Raw genomic sequence first — 21,426 nt, 5'->3', positions numbered from 1 at the left:
CCGTGCGCTCCTTCGGTGGCGGTCGCGGGGCGCGTCGGGCGCGTCGCACGCGGTCGGGTGGTCGTCCCAGTCTACCGACGCCGTGCGCGCGTCCGCCGAGCGCATTCCCGCGGGCCAACCCGGGACCTTGGTGCTGCGCGGCGGGCGTGGACGGGGACAGACTGGCCGGTGGGAGGCCGGGTGAGGGCGCCCGGCCGCACGCGGAGGTGCGCCGTGGCGACGTACGTGTGGGACTTCACGCAGGGCGACAAGGACCAGAAGGACCTCCTGGGCGGCAAGGGCGCGAACCTCGCCGAGATGACCCGCCTGGGTCTGCCGGTGCCGCCGGGCTTCACCATCACGACCGAGGCGTGCCGCGCGTTCATGCGCACGGGCGCGGTCCCGCGCGAGCTCGCGGTCGAGGTCACCACGGCGCTGCGCAAGATGGAGGACACCCTCGGGCGGCGGTTCGGCGACCCGGACGACCCGCTGCTCGTGTCGGTGCGGTCGGGGGCCAAGTTCTCGATGCCCGGGATGATGGAGACCGTCCTCGACGTCGGGCTCAACGACACGACCGTGCACGGGCTCGCGCGGTTCAGCGGGGACGAGCGGTTCGCGTGGGACTCCTACCGCCGGCTGGTGCAGATGTTCGGCCGCACGGTGCTGGACATCGACGGCGCGCTGTTCTCCGACGCGCTGGACGCGGCGAAGGCGGCGCGCGGCGTGACCTCGGACGTGGACCTCGACGCCGACGCGCTGCGCGAGCTCGTCGGCACGTTCCAGGAGATCGTGCGCACGCACACGGGGTCGCCGTTCCCGCAGGACCCGCGCGAGCAGCTCGACCTCGCGATCGTCGCCGTGCTCGGCTCGTGGAACACCGAGCGCGCGCGCCTGTACCGCCGCAAGGAGCGCATCCCCGACGACCTCGGCACGGCCGTCAACGTCGTGCCGATGGTGTTCGGCAACCTCGGCCCGACGTCGGGCACGGGTGTCGCGTTCACGCGCGACCCCGCGACCGGGAAGACCGGCAACTACGGCGACTACCTGGCGAACGCGCAGGGCGAGGACGTGGTGGCCGGGATCCGCAACACGCTGTCGCTCGAGGACCTCGCGCAGCGCGACCCGGGTGCCTACGCGGACCTGCGCCGCGCCATGCGCCAGCTCGAGACCCACTACCGCGACCTGTGCGACATCGAGTTCACGATCGAGCGCGGCAAGCTGTGGATGCTCCAGACGCGGGTCGGCAAGCGCACCGCGCCGGCCGCGTTCCGCATCGCGACGCAGCTGGTCGACGAGCACCTCATCACGCTCGACGAGGCGCTCGCGCGGGTCTCGGGGGCGCAGCTGTCCCAGCTGCTCTTCCCGCAGTTCGCGGTGTCCGACGACCGCACGCTGCTCGCGCGCGGGATGGCCGCGTCGCCCGGCGCAGCCGTCGGTGCGGCCGTGTTCGACTCCGCGACCGCGCAGCAGAGGGCCGCGCTCGGGGAGGACGTCGTCCTGGTCCGGCGGGAGACCAACCCCGACGACCTCGGCGGCATGATCGCCGCGGTCGGCGTGCTCACCGCGCGCGGCGGCAAGACGTCGCACGCGGCGGTCGTCGCGCGCGGCATGGGCCGCGCGTGCGTGGTCGGGGCCGAGGCCGTCGACATCGACCTCGTCACGCGCTCGTTCCGCGTCGACGGGCACGTCGTGCGCGAGGGCGACACCCTCGCGATCGACGGCGGCACGGGCGAGGTGTTCCTGGGCCAGGTGCCCGTCGAGCCGTCACCGGTCAGCCGGTACCTCGAGGAAGGGCTCGACGCCGCGCTCGACCACGCGCCCGACGACGACACGCGCGAGCTCGTGCGGTCCGTCGACCGGCTGCTCACGCACGCCGACACGGTCCGCCGCCTGCACGTGCACGCGAACGCCGACACCGCAGCCGACGCCGCACGTGCCCGCCGGCTGGGTGCGCAGGGCGTCGGGCTGTGCCGCACCGAGCACCAGTTCCTCGGCGAGCGGCGCGTCCTCGTCGAGCGCGTGGTGCTCGCGTCCGACGACGGCGAGCGGCAGTCGGCCCTCGACGCCCTGCTGCCGCTCCAGCGCGAGGACTTCGTCGGGCTCCTGCGTGAGATGGACGGGCTGCCCACGACGATCCGCCTGCTCGACCCGCCGCTGCACGAGTTCCTGCCCGACCTCACCGACCTGTCGGTGCGCGTCGCGCTCGCACACGAGCGGGGCGAGGACGCCGCGTCCGACGAGCGGCTGCTCGCGGCGGTCCGCCGCATGCACGAGGCGAACCCCATGCTCGGCCTGCGCGGCGTCCGGCTCGGCCTCGTCGTGCCCGGCCTGTTCGCGCTGCAGATCCGGGCGGTCTGCGAGGCCGTCGTCGAGCGCCGGGCCGCCGGCGGTGACCCGCGCGCCGAGATCATGGTGCCGCTGGTCGGATCGGTGCAGGAGCTGCGGCTCGTCAAGGACGAGGCCCGCACGATCATGGCCGCGGTCAGTGCCGAGCGCGGCGTCGACCTCGACCTGCCCGTCGGCGTCATGATCGAGCTGCCCCGCGCCGCGCTCACCGCCGACCGGATCGCGCAGGAGGCCGCGTTCTTCTCGTTCGGCACCAACGACCTCACGCAGACCACCTGGGGGTTCTCGCGCGACGACGTCGAGGGCGCCTTCTTCGCGCAGTACACCGACAACGGCGTCCTCACGGTGTCGCCGTTCGAGACGATCGACGCGCTCGGCGTCGGGCGTCTCGTGCAGATCGCCGTCGAGCAGGGCCGCGCGGCCCGGCCCGACCTGACGCTCGGCGTGTGCGGCGAGCACGGCGGCGACCCGGAGTCGATCCGGTTCTTCCACGACGCGGGCCTCGACTACGTGTCCTGCTCCCCGTTCCGTGTCCCGGTCGCGCGCCTCGAGGCGGGCCGCGCGGCGGTCGCCGAGACGGTCGCCGACGTGCGCTGACGAGGGCTAGGACCAGCGGCCGAGGCGCTGGGCGAGGAGCGCGAGCGCGACCGGCCCGGCCGTCGACGTGCGCAGGACGTGCGGCCCGAGCCGGACCGTGACCGCGCCCGCGTCCACGAGCCGCGCGAGCTCGTCGTCGCCGATGCCGCCCTCCGGCCCGACGACCACCAGGCACTCGCGCGCCGCCGTCCCCGCGCCCGGCAGCGTCACGTCGGCGATCGGCAGCGCCGCCTCCTCGTGCAGCACGAGCGCGGCGCCGCCGGCCTCGACGCTCGCCCGCACCCGCTGCGCGAGCGCGCGCGAGTCGACGGCCGTCCCGACCTCGGGCACGCGCGCCCGCCGGGACTGCTTCGCGGCCGCCCGGACGGTCCCGAGCCAGCGCGCGCGGCTCTTGGCGGCGCGCTCGCCGCGCCAGACGACGATCGACCGGTCGGCCTGCCACGGCAGCACGCCGTCGGCGCCGACCTCGGTGGCCGCCTCGATCGCCATCTCGTCGCGGTCGCCCTTGGCCAGGGCCTGCACGAGGACGAGCGCGACGTCGGGGGCGGGCTCGACGACGACGTCGTCGACGCGCAGGTGGACCCCCTCGCCGCCGACGGACTCGACCACGCCGACCAGCCGCACCCCGGCGCCGTCGACCACGTCGACCCGCTCCCCCGGCCCGCGCCGCTGCACGACGCCCGCGTGCCGGCCCTCGGAGCCGTCGAGCAGGTACGCGCCGCCCGCGGCCACGCCGACGAGCGTCCCCGGCTCCGCGAGGAAGACGGGTGCGCTCACCTCAGCGGCCCGAGAGCTTGTCGCGCAGCTTCGCGAACACGCCGCTGCTCGCGCTCGCGAGCCGCGACTCCGGGCGCTCCTCGCCGCGGAGCACCGCGAGCCGCCGCAGCAGCTCGACCTGCTCGTCGTCGAGCGCGGTGGGGACCTGCACCTCGACGTGCACGTGCAGGTCGCCGCGGCCCCCCGCGTGCAGGTGGCCGACGCCGAGACCCTTGAGCGTGACGACCTGGGCGGGCTGCGTGCCCGGGCGCAGGTCGACCTCGCGCTCGCCGTCGAGCGTGTCGAGCTGCAGCGTCGTGCCCAGCGCGGCCGCGGTCATCGGCACCTGAAGCGTCGCGTGCAGGTCGTCGCCGCGGCGCACGAACGTGTCGTGCTTGCGCTCGTGCACCTCGAGGTAGACGTCGCCCGCGGGGCCGCCGCCCGGGCCGACCTCGCCCTGTCCCGTGAGCTTGATGCGCGTGCCCGTGTCGACGCCCGCGGGCACGTCGACGCCGAGCGTGCGGCGCGACCGCACCCGGCCCTCGCCCGAGCACTCGGGGCACGGCTCGGGGATGACCGTGCCGAACCCGTGGCACGCGGCGCACGGCTGCGTCGTCATGACCTGGCCGAGGAACGACCGCGCGACGCGCTGCACCGACCCGCGGCCGTGGCAGACCTCGCACGTGCGCGGCGACGTGCCGGGACGGCAGCACGAGCCGCCGCACGTCGGGCACAGCACGGCCGTGTCGACCGGCACCTCCTTGTGCGCTCCGAACGTCACCTCGGTGAGGTCGAGGTCGAGGCGCACGAGCGCGTCCTGGCCGCGACGCGCGCGAGGAATCGGTCCGCGCTGCGCGCCCGCACCCGCGGCCGCGCCGAAGAACGTCTCGAAGATGTCCTGGAAGCCGAAGCCGCCGCCCATGCCGCCGCCGGGCGACGCCGGGTCGGCACCGAGGTCGTACGCGCGGCGCTTCTCGGGGTTGGACAGCACGTCGTACGCGCGGGAGACGTCCTTGAAGCGCTCCTCGGACGCGGAGTCGCTGCCGGCGACGTCGGGGTGGTGCTCGCGCGCGAGCTTCCGGTACGCCTTCTTGATCTGCTCCGGCGACGCGTCGCGCGGGACGCCGAGGATCTCGTAGTAGTCGGTCACGTGAGGGTGCGCTCGCTTCCTGTGCTCAGGCACGCGGTGGGGACGGGCCGGGGACGCCGCAGCGGGCTCATCCGGCGAGGATGCGGGTCAGGTAGCGGGCGACGGCGCGCACGGCGGTCATCGTCCCGGGGTAGTCCATGCGCAACGGGCCGAGCGAGCCGACGCGGGCGACGACCGCACCGCTCTCGTCGCCGTAGCCCGTCGTGACGAAGCTCGTCTCCAGCAGGCCGTCGTGCTGCGTCTCGCGCCCGATCCGCATGCTGACCGCGGCCTGGTCCTCGGCCATCTCGGACAGCAGGCGCAGCAGGACGACCTGCTCCTCGAGCGCCTCGAGCACCGGGCCGATCGAGTGCGCGAAGTCGACGCCGCCGCCGCGGGCGAGGTTCGCGGTGCCGGCCAGCACGACGCGCTCCTCGCTCTCCTGCGCCAGCGTCTCCTCGACCAGCGCGACGACCTGACGCACCAGCGGCGCGTCCTGCGGCGCGAACGCGTCGTGCAGCTCGCGGAACGCGTCGGGGAGCTCCGACAGACGGCGACCGGTCGCGGCCACGTTGAGGCGGGCGCGCAGCTGCGCCACGACGGCCTCGTCGACGTCGTGGTCCTGCTCGAGCGTGCGCTGCTCGACGCGGCCCGTGTCCGTGATGAGGACGACGAGCAGGTGCCGGGCGCCGACGGTGACGAGCTCGACGTGCCGCAGCGCCGAGCGCCGCAGCGACGGGTACTGCACGACCGCGACCTGCCCGGTGAGCTGCGCGATGAGTCGCACCGCGCGGTCGACGACGTCGTCGAGGTCCACCGCGTGGTCGAGGAACTCGCCGATCGCGCGCCGCTCGGCCGCGGACATCGGCTTGACCGTCGTGAGCCGGTCCACGAACAGGCGGTAGCCCTTGTCCGTCGGGACGCGTCCGGCCGACGTGTGCGGCTGCGCGATGTACCCGGCGTCCTCGAGCGCCGCCATGTCGTTGCGGATCGTCGCGGGCGACACGCCCAGCGCGTGCCGCTCGACGAGCGCGCGCGACCCGACCGGCTCACGCGTCGCGACGTAGTCCTCGACGATCGCGCGCAGCACGTCCAGCCGACGGTCCTCGCTCACTCTCGCCTCCCCCGCGTCGGTCCCGGGCCATGCGGCCACGGGTAGCACTCGCCGTGCACGAGTGCCAATCCTACGCCGCGCCCCCGACGTGCCGACGGCGCGTGCACCGGCGCCCTAGAGTGCCGCGCGTGACTCAGGACCGCTACGGCTCGGACGTGCTCGGGGGCTCCGGCTCCTCCCACCACCGCCCGGCCCGCACGTCACGGCCGCAGGCCGCCGACGTCGGCCTCGTGGTCGAGGAGGTGACGACGGGGTGGGTCGGTGCGGTCGTCCGCGTCGAGAAGTCGGGCGGCATGCACGTCGTCGTCCTCGAGGACCGGCGCGGCCGGTCGCGCACGTTCCCGCTGGGACCGGGGTTCTGGGTCGACGGCGAGCCCGTCGCGCTCACCGCCCCGGTCCGCGCGAGCGCACCGGCCGCCCCGACCCGGACCGCCTCCGGGTCGCGCGCGGTGCGCGGCGCGCAGGCCCGCGTCGCGCGCGGCAGCCGCATCTGGGTCGAGGGCAAGCACGACGCCGAGCTCGTCGAGAAGGTGTGGGGCGACGACTTGCGCCTCGAGGGCGTCGTCGTCGAGCTGCTCGACGGCGTCGACCACCTGCCCGACGCGGTGCGCGCGTTCGCGCCCGGCCCCGGACGCCGCCTCGGCGTGCTGGTCGACCACCTGGTGCCCGGGTCCAAGGAGAGCCGGATCGCCGCGGAGGTCACGCGGTCCGCGCCCGCCGGGACCGTGCTCGTCCTCGGGCACCCGTACGTCGACGTGTGGCAGGCCGTCCGCCCGCAGCGCCTCGGGCTCGAGCGCTGGCCGACGATCGAGCGCGGCACCGAGTGGAAGCACGGCATCCTGCGCGAGCTCGGCTGGCCCGTCGCGGACCAGGCCGACGTCGCGCACGCGTGGAAGCGGATCCTCGGGACCGTCCGCACCTACGCCGACCTCGAGCCGAGCCTGCTCGGCCGGGTGGAGGAGCTCATCGACTTCGTCACGGCATGACGGCGCCCCGCCCGGCGCGGTCCCGGGCGAGGCGTCGCACGCTCGTGGCGCGCGGTCATGGCGCGATCAGGGCGCGATCGGCTCGCCGAGCAGGCGGCGGTACAGGTACGACGTCGCGACGAGCACGACGGGGACGGCGACCAGCAGGCCGACGCCGCAGAGGATCGCGCCCGCCCAGATGATCGCGCCGCCCACCAGGTAGAACAGGATCGTCGTCGCGAGGTTCGAGGTGACGAGGCGGATGCTCGACTGCAGCGCGTCGACCGGGCTCAGCTGCTTGTCGATGACGAACCACAGCGTGAACAGCACCAGGAGGTTCGCGGCGACGCTCACCAGCCAGCCGACCACCGGGATCCACACGACGAGCCCCACGACCAGGTTGACCGCGGCGAGCAGCAGCGCCGTCAGGACCACCGGGCCCGAGTTCTCGAACCGGAAGAAGTCGCCGAGCGCGACCGGGCGGCCGTACGTGAGGTTGAGCGACACGCGCACGAACGCGGCCTGGACGAGGTACGCCACCAGCCACGCGACGGTGTAGATGACGACGAAGCCGAACGAGAAGCCCAGCCCCATCCCGTTCGACACACCGTCGCCGTCGGGGTCCGCGAGCGCCGACAGCCCGCCGAACACGAGGGTCACGAGGAAGACGACGACCGCCGCGATCGCCAGCCAGATCAGGGTGGCCGCGACGAAGACGCCGCCGTTCGTCGTGAACTTCTGCCAGCCGTACTGGAGCGACTCGCCGATGGGCGCGGTGGCCGACGGCGCCCCGTAGCCGGCCTGTGCCGGGTAGCCCGCGGGCGGGTAGCCGGTCGACGGCGGCGGGTAGCCGCCCGGCGGGGGCGTCTGGCCGTACCCGGGCCCCCCGGACGGCGGGGGCGGGTAGGAGCCCTGCGCGGCGGGCGGCGGCGGGTAGCTGCCGGGCGCGGGGGCGGGCGGCGGCGGGTAGCCGCCGGGGGCGGGCGGCGGCGGGTAGGCACCGGGCGCCGGGGCGGGCGGCGGCGGGTACGTGCCGCCGGCGGGCGGCGGCGCGTCGGGCTGCGCGGGCGTGGGTTTGTCGAGCGGCACGTCGGGCCGCTGGTCGTCGTCGCGGCGCTCTCCGCCGGGGTTCTCGCTCATGCGTCGCCTCCTGTCGCGGGCCGAGTCGCCCAGTCGGATCGAATCGGCGCGGCGCACGGCGTGTCAAGGAACCACGCGTACCGGACATCTCACCTCCGGGTGAACCTGGGCGCGCGTCCCCCCGGGTCGGTAGGCTCGCGCTGCCTTCCCCGCCCCTGACGTGGGGAGGCACGCGGCCACCAGGCCCGCCCCGTCCCGGCCGGCCCCGCGCCGGTCGGCCCCTGCACGAGGAGCGCGATGTCGTACCAGCAGCAGCCCGCCCACCACCCGTCCGGCGCGGACCAGACCCGCACGTGGGCGACCCTCGCGCACCTGGGCGGGATCCTCGCCTACTTCTTCATCGGGTGGGTCCCGGCGCTCGTCATCTGGCTCGTGCACCGCGAGCGCGGCGGCCAGGCGGCCGAGCAGGCCCGCGTCGCCCTCAACTTCCAGCTCACGCTGCTGGTGGGTCTCGTCGTCGCCAAGATCGTCGAGAACCTGCCCGCCATCGGAGTGATCGGCTGGATCGCGATCATCGGCATCGGCATCATCAGCCTCGTCCTGTCGATCCTCGCAGCCGTAGCCGTCAACAAGGGCGGCTCGTACCGTTACCCCTTCTCGCTGGAGCTCGTGCGATGACCACCCCGCAGCCCGACCCGTGGGCCAAGCAGCCCGACCCGAACGCCACCCCCGGCCAGCCCGCGGGTGACCCCGCCGGCCAGCCGTACGGTGCGCAGCAGCCCTACGGCGCGCAGTACGGCGCCCAGCAGCCCTACACCGGCGCCCCGCAGGGCTCCCCGGCCGGCTACGCGCAGCCCGCGGCGCCCCTGCGGCCGGACGACGAGAAGACGTGGGCGATCGTCGGCCACCTCCTGCCGCTGGTCGGCGTGGGCTTCATCGCCCCGCTGGTCATCTGGCTCGTGTTCCGCGGCCGCGGCCCGTTCCTCGAGCACCACGCGAAGGAGTCGCTGAACTTCCAGCTCACGCTCCTCATCGCGTACGTGGTCGGCGGCATCCTCAGCGTGATCGGCATCGGCGTGCTGCTCATCCTCGCCGTGTGGGTCGTGCAGCTCGTCTTCGGCATCCTGGCCGCCGTCGCCACGAGCCGCTGGGAGTGGTACCGGTACCCGATGACCATCCGCATGGTCAGCTGACACCGCAGCACCTCACGACGAGGGCGTCACCCGGTCCACGGGTGGCGCCCTCGTCGCGTCGGGCGACGGGCGACGACGGCCGTCGCCGCGGCGACGCGTCGCTGGTCAGGCGGCGAGCGTCCGCACCACGGCGTCAGCCAGGAGGCGCCCACGACGCGTCAGGACGATCCGCCCGCCGGGCGTCGACGACCCCGCGGCAGGTCGGGCGAGCGCGGCGCGACCGTCGACGAGGCCGTCGGCGACGAGGCCCGCGACCTCGCGGCGCGCGCCGGCCGGGAGGTCCGCGATCGGCAGGCCCTCGGCCGTGCGGACACCGAGCATGAGGCGCTCGAGAGCCGCCGACTCCCCGTCGACGGTCTCGCGTCCCGCCGCGGGGCTCAGCCCACGGGCCAGCCGGTCGGCGTACGCCCGCGGGTGCTTGACGTTCCACCAGCGCACGCCCCCGACGTGGCTGTGCGCCCCCGGACCGATCCCCCACCAGTCGTCGCCGCGCCAGTACGCGAGGTTGTGCCGGCACGCGTCGGCGGGCGTGCGGGCCCAGTTGCTGACCTCGTACCAGCCGAGCCCCGCCGCGGCGAGCAGGTCGTCCGCGAGCTCGTACTTCGCGGCCTGGTCGTCGGGGTCCGTCGGCGGGAGGTCGCCGCGGCGGACCTGGACGGCCATGCGCGTGCCCTCCTCGACGACGAGCGCGTACGCGGACACGTGGTCGACGCCGGTCGCGAGGGCCGTCTCGACGCTCGCGCGCCAGTCGTCGAGGGACTCGCCGGGCGTGCCGTAGATGAGGTCGAGCGAGACCGCGAGGCCGGCGTCGCGGGCCCAGCGGACGACGTCGGGGATGCGGCGCGGGTCGTGCGTGCGGTCGAGCGTCGCGAGGACGTGCGGCACCGCGGACTGCATGCCGAACGAGACACGCGTGAAGCCGGCCGCCGCGAGCGCGGCCAACGACTCCGGTGTCACGGAGTCGGGGTTGGCCTCGGTCGTCACCTCGACGTCCAACGCGAGGCCCCACGTGTCGCGGACACCGCCCAGCAGACGCGCGAGGTCGTCGACGGGGAGCACGGTGGGCGTCCCGCCGCCGACGAACACCGTCGAGACGGGCCGTGCGGGCAGGCCGGCTGCGGCGAGCACGCGCCCGGCGAGGTCGATCTCGGCGAGGGCCGTCGACGCGTACGACGACTGGCTGGCGCCTCCCCCGAGCTCGGTCGCGGTGTAGGTGTTGAAGTCGCAGTACCCGCAGCGCACGGTGCAGAACGGGACGTGCAGGTAGACGCCGAACGCGCGCCTCTCGGCCCCGGCGACGACGGAGGCGGGCAGGGCGCCGTCGTCGGGGGCGGCGTCGCCGTCGGGCAGCGCGGGGGCCATCAGCGGAACGCCTCACGGTCGGCGGACGTGAGGCCGCGCCGACGGAACGTGGTGGTGCCGTCCGTACGCAGCTCGCGCGCGGCGGCGACGAGCGCGCCGTAGGCGGCGGACGCGAGCGCCCCGCCGACGGACACCCGGCGCGCACCCGCGGCGGCGATCTCGGCGACCGTCGGGCCGTCGGGCCACGCGAGGACGTTGACCGGCACGTCGACCGCGGTCACGACGGTGCGGATCTGCTCGACGGTCGTGAGCCCGGGCGCGTAGACGCAGTCGGCGCCCGCGGCGGCGTAGGCGCGCAGCCGCGTCACGGTGTCGTCGAGGTCGTCGACGCCGTACAGATGGTTCTCGCAGCGTGCCGTGACGACCATCGGGTCCCCGGCGCGGTGGGCGGCGTCCGCAGCAGCGGCCACGCGGGCGACGGCGATCTCGAGCGGCTCGACGGCGCCCGCGGCCGGGTCGTAGTCCTCGATCGAGCAGCCTGCGGCACCCGCGTCGTGCAGGAGCGCGACGGTCTCCGCCACGCCGGTCGGGTCGTCGGCGTAGCCACGCTCGGCGTCGACCTGCACGGGCACGTCGACGGCCGCGACGAGGGTCCGCACGTGCGCGAGCAGCTGGTCGCGCGTGACCTGCTGGTCCTCGGTACCGAGCGACCACGCGAGGCCCGAGCTCGTCGTCGCGAGCGCCTCGAAGCCCTCGTGCACGAGCAGCCGCGCCGACCCGACGTCCCACGGGTTCGGCAGCAGGAACGTCGCCGGGCCGGCGTGCAGCTCGGCGAACCGGCGGCGACGACGGGCGGCGTCGGTCACTTCTTCTTCGCGTCCTTCGCGTCCTTGCCGCCGCTCGAGCCTGCCGCGTCGGACGACAGCGCGGCGATGAAGGCCTCCTGCGGCACGTCGACCCGGCCGATGGTCTTCATGCGCTTCTTGCCCTCCTTCTGCTTCTCGAGCAGCTTGCGCTTGCGGGTGATGTCGCCGCCGTAGCACTTCGCGAGGACGTCCTTGCGGATCGCGCGGATCGTCTCGCGCGCGATGATCCGCGAGCCGATGGCGGCCTGGATCGGCACCTCGAACTGCTGGCGCGGGATGAGGTCCTTGAGCTTGGTCGCCATCATGACGCCGTACGCGTAGGCCTTGTCCTTGTGCACGATGGCGCTGAACGCGTCGACGGTCTCACCCTGCAGCAGGATGTCGACCTTGACGAGGTCGGCCGTCTGCTCGCCGATGGGCTCGTAGTCGAGGCTCGCGTAGCCGCGCGTGCGGGACTTCAGCTGGTCGAAGAAGTCGAACACGATCTCGGCCATGGGGAGGATGTAGCGCATCTCGACGCGGTCCTCGGACAGGTAGTCCATCCCCTGGAGGTCGCCGCGCTTGCCCTGGCAGAGCTCCATGATCGCGCCGATGAACTCGCTGGGCGCGAGGATCGTCGCCTTGACGATCGGCTCGTGCACCGCGCCGATCTTGCCGCCCGGGAACTCGCTCGGGTTCGTCACGCGGACCGTCGTGCGGTCCTCCAGGTCGACGTCGTAGACGACGTTCGGCGCGGTCGAGATGAGGTCGAGGTCGAACTCCCGCTCCAGGCGCTCGCGCACGATCTCGAGGTGCAGCAGGCCGAGGAAGCCGACGCGGAAGCCGAAGCCCAGCGCGACCGACGTCTCGGGCTCGTAGTTGAGCGCGGCGTCGTTGAGCTTGAGCTTGTCGAGCGCGTCGCGCAGCGCCGGGTAGTCCGACCCGTCGATCGGGTACAGCCCCGAGAAGACCATGGGCTTGGGGTCCGAGTAGCCGCCGAGCGCCTCGCCCGCGGGCTTGCTCGCGTTCGTGACGGTGTCGCCGACCTTCGACTGGCGCACGTCCTTCACGCCCGTGATGAGGTAGCCGACCTCGCCGACGCCCAGACCCTGCGTCGGGACGGGCTCGGGCGAGATGACGCCGATCTCGAGCAGCTCGTGCGTCGCCTTGGTCGACATCATCGCGATGCGCTCGCGCGGGTTGAGGTTGCCGTCGACGACCCGGACGTACGTCACGACGCCGCGGTACGTGTCGTACACCGAGTCGAAGATCATCGCGCGCGCCGGCTTGTCGGCGTCGCCCACGGGCGCGGGGACGAGCTCGACGATCCGGTCCAGGAGCGCCTCGACGCCCTCGCCCGTCTTGCCGGACACCTTGAGGCAGTCCGCGGGGTCACCGCCGATGAGGCCCGCGAGCTCCTCCGCGTACTTCTCCGGCTGCGCCGCCGGCAGGTCGATCTTGTTGAGCACCGGGATGATCTGGAGGTCGTTCTCGAGGGCCAGGTACAGGTTGGCGAGCGTCTGCGCCTCGATGCCCTGGGCCGCGTCGACCAGCAGGACCGCGCCCTCGCACGCCGCGAGCGACCGCGACACCTCGTACGTGAAGTCGACGTGCCCGGGCGTGTCGATCATGTTGAGCGCGTACGCCTGGTCGCCCACGCCCCACGGCATGCGCACGGCCTGCGACTTGATCGTGATGCCGCGCTCGCGCTCGATGTCCATGCGGTCGAGGTACTGCGCCCGCATCGCGCGCGCGTCGACCACGCCCGTGAGCTGCAGCATGCGGTCGGCCAGCGTCGACTTGCCGTGGTCGATGTGCGCGATGATGCAGAAGTTGCGCAGCAGCTCGGGCGCGGTGGCCGCGGGGCGGATGCGCGACGTGGCGGCGGCGCTCGGGATCGGGGACAACGCGGACGGCTCCCGGTTTCGGTGCGGGGGGCGCAGCGTGGCGCCCGACGGACGGTCGGTGACGGCTCCGCACCTCACGGTGCGTGAGCGGTCGACGCCACCATGGTCCCATGACGACGGACGTGGCCGCCTCGCTCGACCACCTGCGGCTCCTCGGTGCCCTGCAGGACGAGTTCCTCACGACGATCCCGCAGGTCGACCCGACGACCCGCGTGCCGTGGTGCGGGCGCTGGCGCGTGCGCGACCTCGTCGTCCACCTCGCGCGGATCCACCACTGGGCCGCGTGCCAGGCGAGCCGTCGCCGCGAGACGCCGCTCGGCCGCGGGCCTTTCGACCTCGTCGACCTCTACGCGACGTGCGCGGCCGAGCTCCGGGAGACCCTCACGGCGCTCGGGCCCGACGCCACCGCGAGCACGCTCGTCGGTCCCGGGCCGGCGTCGTTCTGGCACCGCCGCCAGCTCCACGAGACGCTCGTGCACCTGTGGGACCTGCGCACCGCGGGCGGGCTCCCGCTCGACGTCGACGCCGAGGTCTGGGCCGACACCGTCGACGAGGTCGTGACGGTCATGCAGCCGCGCCAGGAAGCGCTCGGGCGCATGGAGCCGCTGCCCGCCCCCGTCGCGCTCGTCGCGACGGACGCCGGCCGCACGTGGCTGCTCGGCGGCGACGGCGAGCCCGCCGTGACGGTCACGGCAGGGGCGCAGGACCTCGCGCTGCTCGGGTGGGGCCGACGCTCCCCCGACGACGACGGGCTCCTGGTCGACGGCGACCGCGCCGCGCTCGACGACGCGCTCGGCCGCCGGCTCACGCCCTGACGCGCTGGGGCCCCGAGACGCGCCAAGCCCCGACGCCGGCCGCGGACCGGGCCGCGCACCGGCTCGGTCCGTGCCCGGGACGCGACGGCACTCCGCGACGACCGTCGGGCAACCTCGCTACGCCTCGCGCGTGATCCGCACCTCGACCGCGAGCTCCTGCGTGCCCGCCCCCGCGTAGATCCCGCGCAGCGGCGCGACGTCGTCGTACGAGCGCCCGCGGGCGAGCACCACGTGGTGCTCCCCCACCGGCACGCGGTTGGTCGGGTCGTACGCCGTCCACTCGCCCGTCCACCACTCGACCCACGCGTGCGACTCGCCGCTCACCGTCTCCCCGACGGGCGCGTCGAACCGGGGGTGCAGGTACCCCGACACGTACCGCGCGGGGATGCCGATGCCGCGCAGCGCCCCGACGGCGAGGTGCGCGATGTCCTGGCACACCCCCGCGCCCGCGGCCCACGCCTCCGTCGCCGGGGTGTGCACCGTCGTCGCGCCCGGGATGTAGTCGACGCGGTCGCGCAGTGCGCGGCACACCGCCTCGGCGGCCTGCGCCGGCTCGAGCCCGTCCGCGGCCTCGTGCGCCAGCGCGACGACCTCGTCGGGCGGCTCGGTCGTCGGCGTGTCCGCGAGGAACTCCGCGAGCCGGTCGCGCAGCTCGGGGCCGCGGAGCACGTCCCAGCCGACCGGCGCGCGTCCCGGCACGCGCTCAGCGACGTCGACCAGGTGCTCCGCGGTGATGACGAGCGACTCGTGCGGCGCGAGCACCTCGAACGCCGTGACCGCGCTGCCCCAGTAGTCCCGGTACTCGTGCCACCACGTGTGCGGCTTCACCTCGAGGCGCGTCTCGACGACCGTCTGCCCGACCTGCGACAGCGGCGTCATGCGCGCCTCGTTGTACGACGCCGCGACCGGCCCGGCGTACCGGAACGTCGACGTGTGGACCACCCTCAGCCTGGCCACTAGAGCGCCTCCCCGACCCACGTCGTCGCCGCGCCCGACGGGAAGTAGCGACCGCGGATCGCGTCCGACGCCGCCGAGCACGCCCGCTGCACCTGCTCCATCTCCTTCGGCAGCGCGTCGAGCACGTCGACCAGCGGCCGGTACTCGAGGTTCGTCCGGACGTACCCGATGTGGCGCCGCGCCTCGTCGACCGTCGCCCGGTCGGTCACGGGCTCGAGCGCCGCGAGGCACTCCTCCGCCTGGTTGAGCGCGAAGACGATGGACCGCGGGAACAACCGGTCGAGCAGCAGGAACCCGGCCGCGCGCTCGTCGGACGCCGTGCCGCGGTAGGTCCGCAAGAACGCCTCGTGCGCGCCGCACGACCGCAGCAGCGTCGTCCAGCTCGGGCCGGCGGACCCCGCGAGCGCGCGCGTCGTGAGCAGCCGGGCCGTCATGTCGGCGCGCTCGATCGACCTCCCGAGCACCATGAACGCCCACGTCTCGTCGCGGGACGTCGCGGAGTCCATGATCCCGGCGACGACCGCCGCCCTCTCGCGGACCCAGGTGAAGTAGTCGTGCGGCCGCGCGGGCCGCATGTGCGACGGCAGCTGGTTCCACGTCGTGTTGAGGCACTCCCACAGCTCGGTCGAGATGATCTCGCGCGCACGTCGCGCGTTCTCGCGGGCGGCGACGAGCGATCCCGCGATCGCCGAGGGCGCGAACCGGTCGTAGGCCAGCACGTCGAGCACGTGCTCGCGGCCGACCTCGACGTGCGGCGGCGGCGCGGTGCGGTCCATGACGGACAGCAGGGACCGACACGCGAGGTCCTCCTCCGCCCACGGGTCCTCGAGCAGGATCTGCACGTGCACGTCGAGCAGGCGCGCGGTGTCGTCGGCGCGCTCGACGTACCGGCCGATCCAGAACAGCGACTCGGCGATGCGGCTCAGCACGAGGCACCTCCGTCGACGGTCCGCGACTGCTGCTGCTGCATGACCTGCACGCGCACGTCGCTCGGGTTGGCGTCGATCGGCACGGCCGCGTCGAGCGGCACCGGTTGCGGCAGGCCGGACGACGCCTGCGGCGCGCGACGGGGGACGGCCCCGCCCAGCACCCACGTGTCCTTCGACCCGCCGCCCTGCGACGAGTTCACGACGAGCTGCCCCTCGGGCAGCGCGACCCGCGTGAGGCCGCCGGGCAGCACCCAGACCGCGTCGCCGTCGTTCACCGCGAACGGGCGCAGGTCCGTGTGCCGGGGTCGCAGGCCGTCCTCGACGAGCGTCGGGATCGTCGACAGCTGCACGACGGGCTGCGCGATCCAGCCGCGCGGGTCCTCGACCAGCCGCGTCCGCAGCTCGGCCAGCTCCGCCCGGCTCGCGGCCGGCCCCACGACGAGCCCCTTGCCGCCCGAGCCCGCGACGGGCTTCACGACGAGCTCGTCGAGTCGGTCGAGCACCTCCTCGAGCGCGCCCGGGTCCTCGAGCCGCCACGTGTCGACGTTCGGCAGCACGGGCTCCTCGCCCAGGTAGTAGCGGATGAGGTCGGGCACGTAGGTGTAGACGAGCTTGTCGTCGGCGACGCCGTTGCCGACCGCGTTCGCGAGCGTGACCGTGCCGTTGCGCGCGCACGTCATGAGGCCCGGGCTGCCGAGCAGCGAGTCCGACCGGAACGACACCGGGTCGAGGAACTCGTCGTCGACCCGTCGGTAGATGACGTCGACGCGGCGACGCCCCTGCGTCGTCCGCATCCAGACGCGGCCGGCCGCGCAGAACAGGTCGCGCCCCTCGACGAGCTCGACCCCCATGGTCCGCGCGAGCAGCGCGTGCTCGAAGTACGCGGAGTTGAAGACGCCGGGCGTGAGGACGACGACCGTCGGGTCGTCGACACCGGCGGGCGCCGCGGCCGTGAGCGCCGCGAGCAGCCGCCGCGGGTAGTCGACGACCGGGCGGATCCGCAGCGCCGCGAACAGCTCGGGGAACGTCTGCGCCATCGCGCGCCGGTTCGACAGCACGTAGCTCACGCCGCTCGGTACGCGGACGTTGTCCTCGAGCACCCGCCAGTCGCCCTGCCCGTCGCGGACCAGGTCGATCCCCGAGACGTGCACGCGCACGCCGTTGGGCGGCTGGATCCCCCGCGCGGCCCGGTGGAAGTGCTCGGACGACACGACGACCGACCGCGGCACGACGCCGTCGGCGATGGCGCGCTGCGGACCGTACACGTCGGCGAGGAACGCCTCGAGCGCCCGCACGCGCTGCGCGACGCCCGGCGCGACGTGCTCCCACTCCTCGCCGGCGACGACCCGCGGGACGACGTCGAGCGGGAAGGGCCGCTCCTCGCCCGCGAAGTCGAACGTCACGCCCTGCGCCAGGTACGACCGCGCGAGCGTGTCCGCGCGTCCCCGCAGCTCACCGGCCGAGAGCTGGGCGAGCGCCGCGTGCAGGTGCCGGTACGCCGCGCGGGAGCCACCGGTCTCGGGGTCGATCATCTCGTCCCAGGCCGCCCCCGTCGGGTAGTCGTCGAAGAGGTCCGCCATGGGCGCGACAGTAGCCCTCCCGTGTCAACGTCGCGTTACGTGCGCCGGCGCCTCCCGGGGCCCCGGACGAACGGCCGACGAGCCGGTACCGTCGGGCCCGTGACGACCTCCCGCCGCCTCGGGTCCGCCCTCCGCCGGCTCGGTGCGCTGCTCCCGGGCCGGCACCGCCCGAGCGTCCCGTCCACGCCGGGCGGGATCGCGGGTGACGCCCGGCCGAAGCCGCGCGGGCGGTCCGGTCCTGCGCCTGCGGCCGCGGGGCCGCGCGTCGAGTACACGCCCCGGCTGGACGGCGAGCCCGACCCTGGCGAGGTCGTCTGGGCGTGGGTGCCGTACGAGGATGACCCCGCGCGCGGCAAGGACCGGCCGGTGCTCCTGATCGGACGCGACGGCACCGCGCTGCTCGGCCTCACCATGACGAGTAAGGACCACGACCGCGACGCGGCCGACGGGGCGCGCTGGGGACGGGTCTGGATGGACGTCGGCACCGGGGCGTGGGACGCGCAGCGCCGGCCCAGCGAGGTGCGGCTCGACCGCGTGATCCGTCTGGAGCGGTCGGCGGTGCGCCGTGAGGGTGCGGTCCTCGACCGGGCCGTCTTCGACGCGGTCACCCGCGCCGCCGCCGAGGCCCGTCGCTCGCGCTGACGTGGATCTGGGGGGTCCCGGGTGACCTGCTAAGATTGTGAGTTGCGTGTCCGCCCGGGTCGGCGGGCACAAGCCCAGCTCCTCTCCGCGGGTGTCCCCACGCCCCAGTCCCGGAGCTGTGCGCGCCCTCTACGACCTGTCAGATCGCTTCGGCGAACACACCAGAGAGTTCTCACGTGGCCAACATCAAGTCCCAGATCAAGCGCATCAAGACGAACGAGAAGGCCCGCCTGCGCAACAAGGCGGTCAAGTCCGAGCTCAAGACGCACGTGCGTCGCGTCCGCGAGGCCGTCGCCGGTGGCGACAAGGAGGCCGCGTCGACCGCGCTCGCCGCCGCCTCGCGCAAGCTCGACAAGGCCGTCTCGAAGGGCGTCATCCACGCCAACCAGGCCGCCAACAAGAAGTCGGCGCTCGCCAAGACCGTCGCCGCGCTCTGAGGCACTCGCGGGGGCACCTGCCCTCGCACCACGACAGGCGTCACCCTCGGGTGGCGCCTTCGTCGTCTCCGGACGCCCGACCGTCGAGGCCGGGAACGCGGCCGTCGGCCCGGGCGGTGGCGGTCGTCGTCGCCGGGAACCCGACCGCGGGCTGTGCCGCGCCTGCGCGTCGCCGCCGTCGCGATCCTCCGCCGCAGGCCGCCCGCGGGCATAAGTGAAGGCGTCACCCCCCCTGCGGGGTGACGCCTTCACCTGTCTCCGGCATCCGTCAGGTCAGCGACCAGGTCTCCCAGCTGCTGAGAGGGACGGAGGGCCGGAAGCCTGCCTCGCGCAGCGCGCGGTCGAACGCCTGGGCGGCCGCCGCGGCGTCGCCCTGACGCAGGAAGCGGTCGCCGAGGTCGCGCCACGCCGCCGCGGACTGCCGCGACGCTTGCATCATGCCGAGCATGTCCGCGGCCCACCGGTACGCCTTCGCGGCACCGTCGTTGTCGCCGCGCGCGTAGAGCACGTCGCCGTACGACAGCTGGGCGATGGCGGTCTCGATGCGCGGCGGGTCGCCCAGCCGGTCGAGCGCCGCCTTGACGAACGACTCCGCCGTCGCGAGGTCGCCGAGCAGCAGGTGCGCGCGGGACCGCTCGACGTCGAGGCGTGCGAGCTCGATCTCCGACCCCAGCACGGCCAGGTCGGGCGCGGCGCGCTCGATGTGCTCGAGCGCCTCGCGCGGCTGGGCCGGCTCCGAGCGCAGCAGGAGCCACGCGTAGTTGAGGCGCAGACGCGGCAGGTCGCGGTCCGGCTCGCCCTCCGAGAGCAGCGCGAGCGCGCGCTCGGTGTACCGCTGGGCCAGCTCGTAGTCGCGACGCTGCTCGGCGACGAGTGCGGCGTTCCAGTAGACGCTGCCACGGCCGCGCGGGCTGCCCTGCGACTCCGCGAGCGCGATGAGCTCCGCGGCGCGGTGCGTCGAGTAGAGCAGGTCACCCCGCTCGACGTAGGCCCACAGCACCGTGGACGCGAGGCGCAGCTGCTCGTCGGTGCCGAGGAGGTCGGCCTCCTCGAGGTCCACGAGCACGCGCTCGCCGACCTCGACGCTGCGGTGCAGGTCGCCGGCCTCGAGGTAGGACGCCACGAGCGCCGTCGCGAGCGTCGCCGCCTCGACGTGGTGGTGGCGGGCGCGGGCGTCGGCGACGAGCGGCTCGAGGATCGCGACGGACTCCTCCAGCTCGCCGACCGCCTCGTGCGCGCGGGCCATCTCGCTGAGCGCCATGACGCGCAGCGAGGGGGTGACGACGTCGAGGTCCAGCGCCTTGAGCCGGCGCAGCGCTCCGGCTGCGTCGCCCTGCGTGAGGTCGAGTCGTGCGTAGTCGATCTCGAGGCGGGTCCGCGCCTCGTTCGGTCCGTCCTCGCCGTGGCGCAGGTACTCGAGGGTCGTCCCGAGCCTGGAGGCCAGCACAGCGAGCGCGGAGTCGGTCGGTTCCCGGTGCCCGGCCTCGATCAGCGAGATGTAGCTGGGCGAGAAGGCCGACCCGGCGAGCGCCGTCTGCGAGAGCCCAGCGGCGAGCCGGGCCTCGCGTACCCGGTCAGCAATGGTCGTCATGGGAAGTCATTGTATGTGTGACGGTCGCCGATTGCATCACCCTCTGCCCGGCGAGTGCCCGGGTGTCGTCCCGCGACGTCAGGGAGGCGTCCCGCGGGGCGTCGACACCCGGGCGCTCGCCGGGTGGTCCAGAGGTCAGACGATCTGGCGGCAGCACCCGGTCGCGCCACCCGAGAACGGCGTGATGACGGTGTCGTCGGCGAGGGCCGGACCGGCGCCGAAACCGAGCGTGGCCAGCACCGCGACGATCGCGAGGGCGGACGAGAGGGGACGAGGCATGGTGAAGCTCCTGTCAAGCAATGCACGGACGTGGTCACCGTAATGATGACGGCCAGGACGGTGTGCTGTCTCCCGTTCCCCCCGATTCAGCACAGCGGGTGAAGTTCCGCGCGCGCACGCCGCGATCGTGCGCCTGCGCGCGACCTCCGCAGAAATCCACCCGCGGAGGAGCGGTTCACAGGCCGGGAGTTGTGGTGTCATAGATGCCATGACACCGGACGACGTCGACGGGCGTATCGCGCGGCTCGCCGCAGCCGTCGAGGCTGCGATCCCTGACTCGCTCCGCGACGAGTGGGAGCGGCGCGTCGGCCGCGAGCCCGTGCTGGTCGCCCGCCAGGGGATCTTCTCGACCCACGGCCGGCCCTTCGCCTACCAGCTGTCGTACCGCGCACCCGGTCAGCACACGCAGACCGCGCACTCCTGGAGCACCTACCAGCACGAGCGGGCGACGGCCCACGTGCTCGGCGCCACGTTCGGCCGCGCGGACCTCGAGCACGTCGCGCACGGACGCCTCCTGTTCGTCCGCTGCCCCCGCGCCTACCTCATCGGCGACCTCGCCGTCCCGCGCCGGCCCGACCGCCTGGTGATCGAGATCACCGACACCGTGAACGTCGACTCCGCCGTCCTCGCAGGCGTCCGTCGCCTGCGGGAGGAGGGGTTCCGCATCGCGGTCCCCGGGTTCGTCAGCAACGCCGACCAGCGGCGCCTGCTCCCCCACGCCGACTTCGTGAAGATCGACGTCCGCGACCTCGACGTCGAGGGCCACCCCGTCGTCGACCTCGCGCGCTCGTACGGTGCGCTGCTCGTCGCCGAGTACGTCGAGAACGCCGACACGCTGCGGTACGCGCGCGACCTCGGCTTCTCGCTGTTCCAGGGCAACCTGCTCGAGCGGGCCGGCGTCCTCGACCGCGCCGGCGCCCGTCCCGTCAGCCACTGACGGGAGCGTTCCCGGGCCCGGAGGGCCTGCCTCGGTGACAGCCGCA

At 74.2% G+C, this 21,426-nt stretch carries 20 protein-coding genes; 8 read left to right on the top strand and 12 right to left on the bottom strand.

All coding sequences use genetic code 11. The annotated features are described in order from the left end of the window. The first annotated feature begins 213 nt into the window (after nt 1-213). Nucleotides 214-2,922 (top strand): pyruvate, phosphate dikinase, encoded by a 2,709-nt coding sequence (gene ppdK, locus KOV94_RS10905; RefSeq protein WP_218052038.1) that lies wholly within the window; start codon nt 214-216, stop codon nt 2,920-2,922. A 6-nt stretch (nt 2,923-2,928) separates the two neighbouring features. On the opposite strand, the gene KOV94_RS10900 is transcribed toward ppdK, so the two are convergent. The 3 genes from KOV94_RS10900 to hrcA all read right to left on the bottom strand — a co-directional run bounded on the left by KOV94_RS10900 (nt 2,929) and on the right by hrcA (nt 5,921). After that, nucleotides 2,929-3,699: a 16S rRNA (uracil(1498)-N(3))-methyltransferase gene (locus tag KOV94_RS10900; protein ID WP_218052037.1), complete on the bottom strand. Its 771-nt coding sequence runs from the start codon at nt 3,697-3,699 to the stop codon at nt 2,929-2,931. Nucleotide 3,700: 1 nt separating this feature from the next. Beyond that, a complete protein-coding gene (dnaJ, locus tag KOV94_RS10895; protein WP_124341785.1) occupies nt 3,701-4,828 on the bottom strand; it encodes a molecular chaperone DnaJ in 1,128 nt (375 codons plus the stop codon). 67 nt (nt 4,829-4,895) lie between these two features. Further along, nucleotides 4,896-5,921, bottom strand: a complete 1,026-nt coding sequence (gene hrcA, locus KOV94_RS10890) for a heat-inducible transcriptional repressor HrcA (protein WP_124341784.1) — start codon at nt 5,919-5,921, stop codon at nt 4,896-4,898. A gap of 128 nt (nt 5,922-6,049) precedes the next feature. Here hrcA and KOV94_RS10885 point away from each other — a divergent pair, with 128 nt between their 5' ends. Continuing rightward, the gene (locus tag KOV94_RS10885; protein ID WP_218052036.1) at nt 6,050-6,907 is read left to right on the top strand and encodes a DUF3097 domain-containing protein; all 858 of its coding nucleotides are present in this window, start codon (nt 6,050-6,052) and stop codon (nt 6,905-6,907) included. A 66-nt stretch (nt 6,908-6,973) separates the two neighbouring features. On the opposite strand, the gene KOV94_RS10880 is transcribed toward KOV94_RS10885, so the two are convergent. Beyond that, nucleotides 6,974-8,026, bottom strand: a complete 1,053-nt coding sequence (locus KOV94_RS10880; protein ID WP_218052035.1) for a hypothetical protein — start codon at nt 8,024-8,026, stop codon at nt 6,974-6,976. Between the two features lie 237 nt (nt 8,027-8,263). Between KOV94_RS10880 and KOV94_RS10875 the strand changes: the two genes are divergently transcribed. Further along, on the top strand, nt 8,264-8,644 hold the full coding sequence (locus KOV94_RS10875) for a DUF4870 domain-containing protein (protein ID WP_124343149.1): 381 nt from the start codon (nt 8,264-8,266) through the stop codon (nt 8,642-8,644). Further along, nucleotides 8,641-9,159 carry a DUF4870 domain-containing protein gene (locus tag KOV94_RS10870; RefSeq protein ID WP_124343148.1) on the top strand — a complete coding sequence of 173 codons (519 nt, stop codon included), beginning with the start codon at nt 8,641-8,643 and terminating at the stop codon, nt 9,157-9,159. Before KOV94_RS10875 ends, KOV94_RS10870 begins: the two co-directional genes overlap by 4 nt. A 105-nt stretch (nt 9,160-9,264) precedes the next feature. Here KOV94_RS10870 and hemW read toward each other — a convergent pair whose 3' ends face one another. The 3 genes from hemW to lepA are packed head-to-tail and all read right to left on the bottom strand — an operon-like array spanning nt 9,265 to nt 13,213. Beyond that, on the bottom strand, nt 9,265-10,521 hold the full coding sequence (gene hemW / locus KOV94_RS10865; RefSeq protein WP_218052034.1) for a radical SAM family heme chaperone HemW: 1,257 nt from the start codon (nt 10,519-10,521) through the stop codon (nt 9,265-9,267). Then, complete coding sequence (locus tag KOV94_RS10860; protein ID WP_124343146.1) at nt 10,521-11,327, bottom strand: isocitrate lyase/PEP mutase family protein; 807 nt, start codon at nt 11,325-11,327, stop codon at nt 10,521-10,523. The genes hemW and KOV94_RS10860 overlap by 1 nt, the downstream gene beginning before the upstream one ends. Further along, complete coding sequence (gene lepA / locus KOV94_RS10855) at nt 11,324-13,213, bottom strand: translation elongation factor 4 (protein WP_269467823.1); 1,890 nt, start codon at nt 13,211-13,213, stop codon at nt 11,324-11,326. Before lepA ends, KOV94_RS10860 begins: the two co-directional genes overlap by 4 nt. Before the next feature lie 110 nt (nt 13,214-13,323). On the opposite strand from lepA, the gene KOV94_RS10850 reads away from it, so the two are divergent. After that, nucleotides 13,324-14,028: a maleylpyruvate isomerase family mycothiol-dependent enzyme gene (locus KOV94_RS10850; RefSeq protein ID WP_218052033.1), complete on the top strand. Its 705-nt coding sequence runs from the start codon at nt 13,324-13,326 to the stop codon at nt 14,026-14,028. Between the two features lie 117 nt (nt 14,029-14,145). Here KOV94_RS10850 and KOV94_RS10845 read toward each other — a convergent pair whose 3' ends face one another. The 3 genes from KOV94_RS10845 to KOV94_RS10835 are packed head-to-tail and all read right to left on the bottom strand — an operon-like array spanning nt 14,146 to nt 17,494. Next, complete coding sequence (locus tag KOV94_RS10845; protein ID WP_162352348.1) at nt 14,146-14,985, bottom strand: transglutaminase family protein; 840 nt, start codon at nt 14,983-14,985, stop codon at nt 14,146-14,148. After that, a complete protein-coding gene (locus KOV94_RS10840) occupies nt 14,985-15,914 on the bottom strand; it encodes an alpha-E domain-containing protein (protein WP_168678246.1) in 930 nt (309 codons plus the stop codon). Before KOV94_RS10840 ends, KOV94_RS10845 begins: the two co-directional genes overlap by 1 nt. After that, nucleotides 15,908-17,494 carry a circularly permuted type 2 ATP-grasp protein gene (locus tag KOV94_RS10835; RefSeq protein WP_124343142.1) on the bottom strand — a complete coding sequence of 529 codons (1,587 nt, stop codon included), beginning with the start codon at nt 17,492-17,494 and terminating at the stop codon, nt 15,908-15,910. Before KOV94_RS10835 ends, KOV94_RS10840 begins: the two co-directional genes overlap by 7 nt. Nucleotides 17,495-17,593: 99 nt before the next feature. Between KOV94_RS10835 and KOV94_RS10830 the strand changes: the two genes are divergently transcribed. Continuing rightward, a complete protein-coding gene (locus KOV94_RS10830; RefSeq protein WP_308160492.1) occupies nt 17,594-18,136 on the top strand; it encodes a type II toxin-antitoxin system PemK/MazF family toxin in 543 nt (180 codons plus the stop codon). 176 nt (nt 18,137-18,312) lie between these two features. Next, nucleotides 18,313-18,573, top strand: coding sequence for a 30S ribosomal protein S20 (rpsT, locus tag KOV94_RS10825; protein ID WP_124343141.1), 261 nt, complete (start codon nt 18,313-18,315; stop codon nt 18,571-18,573). A gap of 268 nt (nt 18,574-18,841) precedes the next feature. Here the strand turns inward: rpsT and KOV94_RS10820 are convergent, their stop codons facing one another. Both KOV94_RS10820 and KOV94_RS10815 read right to left on the bottom strand, forming a co-directional pair. Then, a complete protein-coding gene (locus KOV94_RS10820) occupies nt 18,842-20,164 on the bottom strand; it encodes a helix-turn-helix domain-containing protein (protein ID WP_124343140.1) in 1,323 nt (440 codons plus the stop codon). 135 nt (nt 20,165-20,299) lie between these two features. Then, nucleotides 20,300-20,443, bottom strand: a complete 144-nt coding sequence (locus KOV94_RS10815; RefSeq protein ID WP_160142892.1) for a hypothetical protein — start codon at nt 20,441-20,443, stop codon at nt 20,300-20,302. Between the two features lie 208 nt (nt 20,444-20,651). On the opposite strand from KOV94_RS10815, the gene KOV94_RS10810 reads away from it, so the two are divergent. After that, nucleotides 20,652-21,380, top strand: a complete 729-nt coding sequence (locus KOV94_RS10810) for an EAL domain-containing protein (RefSeq protein WP_124343139.1) — start codon at nt 20,652-20,654, stop codon at nt 21,378-21,380. Nucleotides 21,381-21,426: the final 46 nt, after the last annotated feature.

It is taken from the genome of Cellulomonas algicola (assembly GCF_019024305.1).
In the GTDB taxonomy this organism is placed as follows: Bacteria; Actinomycetota; Actinomycetes; order Actinomycetales; family Cellulomonadaceae; genus Cellulomonas; species Cellulomonas algicola.
This window is presented reverse-complemented; position numbering and strand designations above follow the sequence as displayed.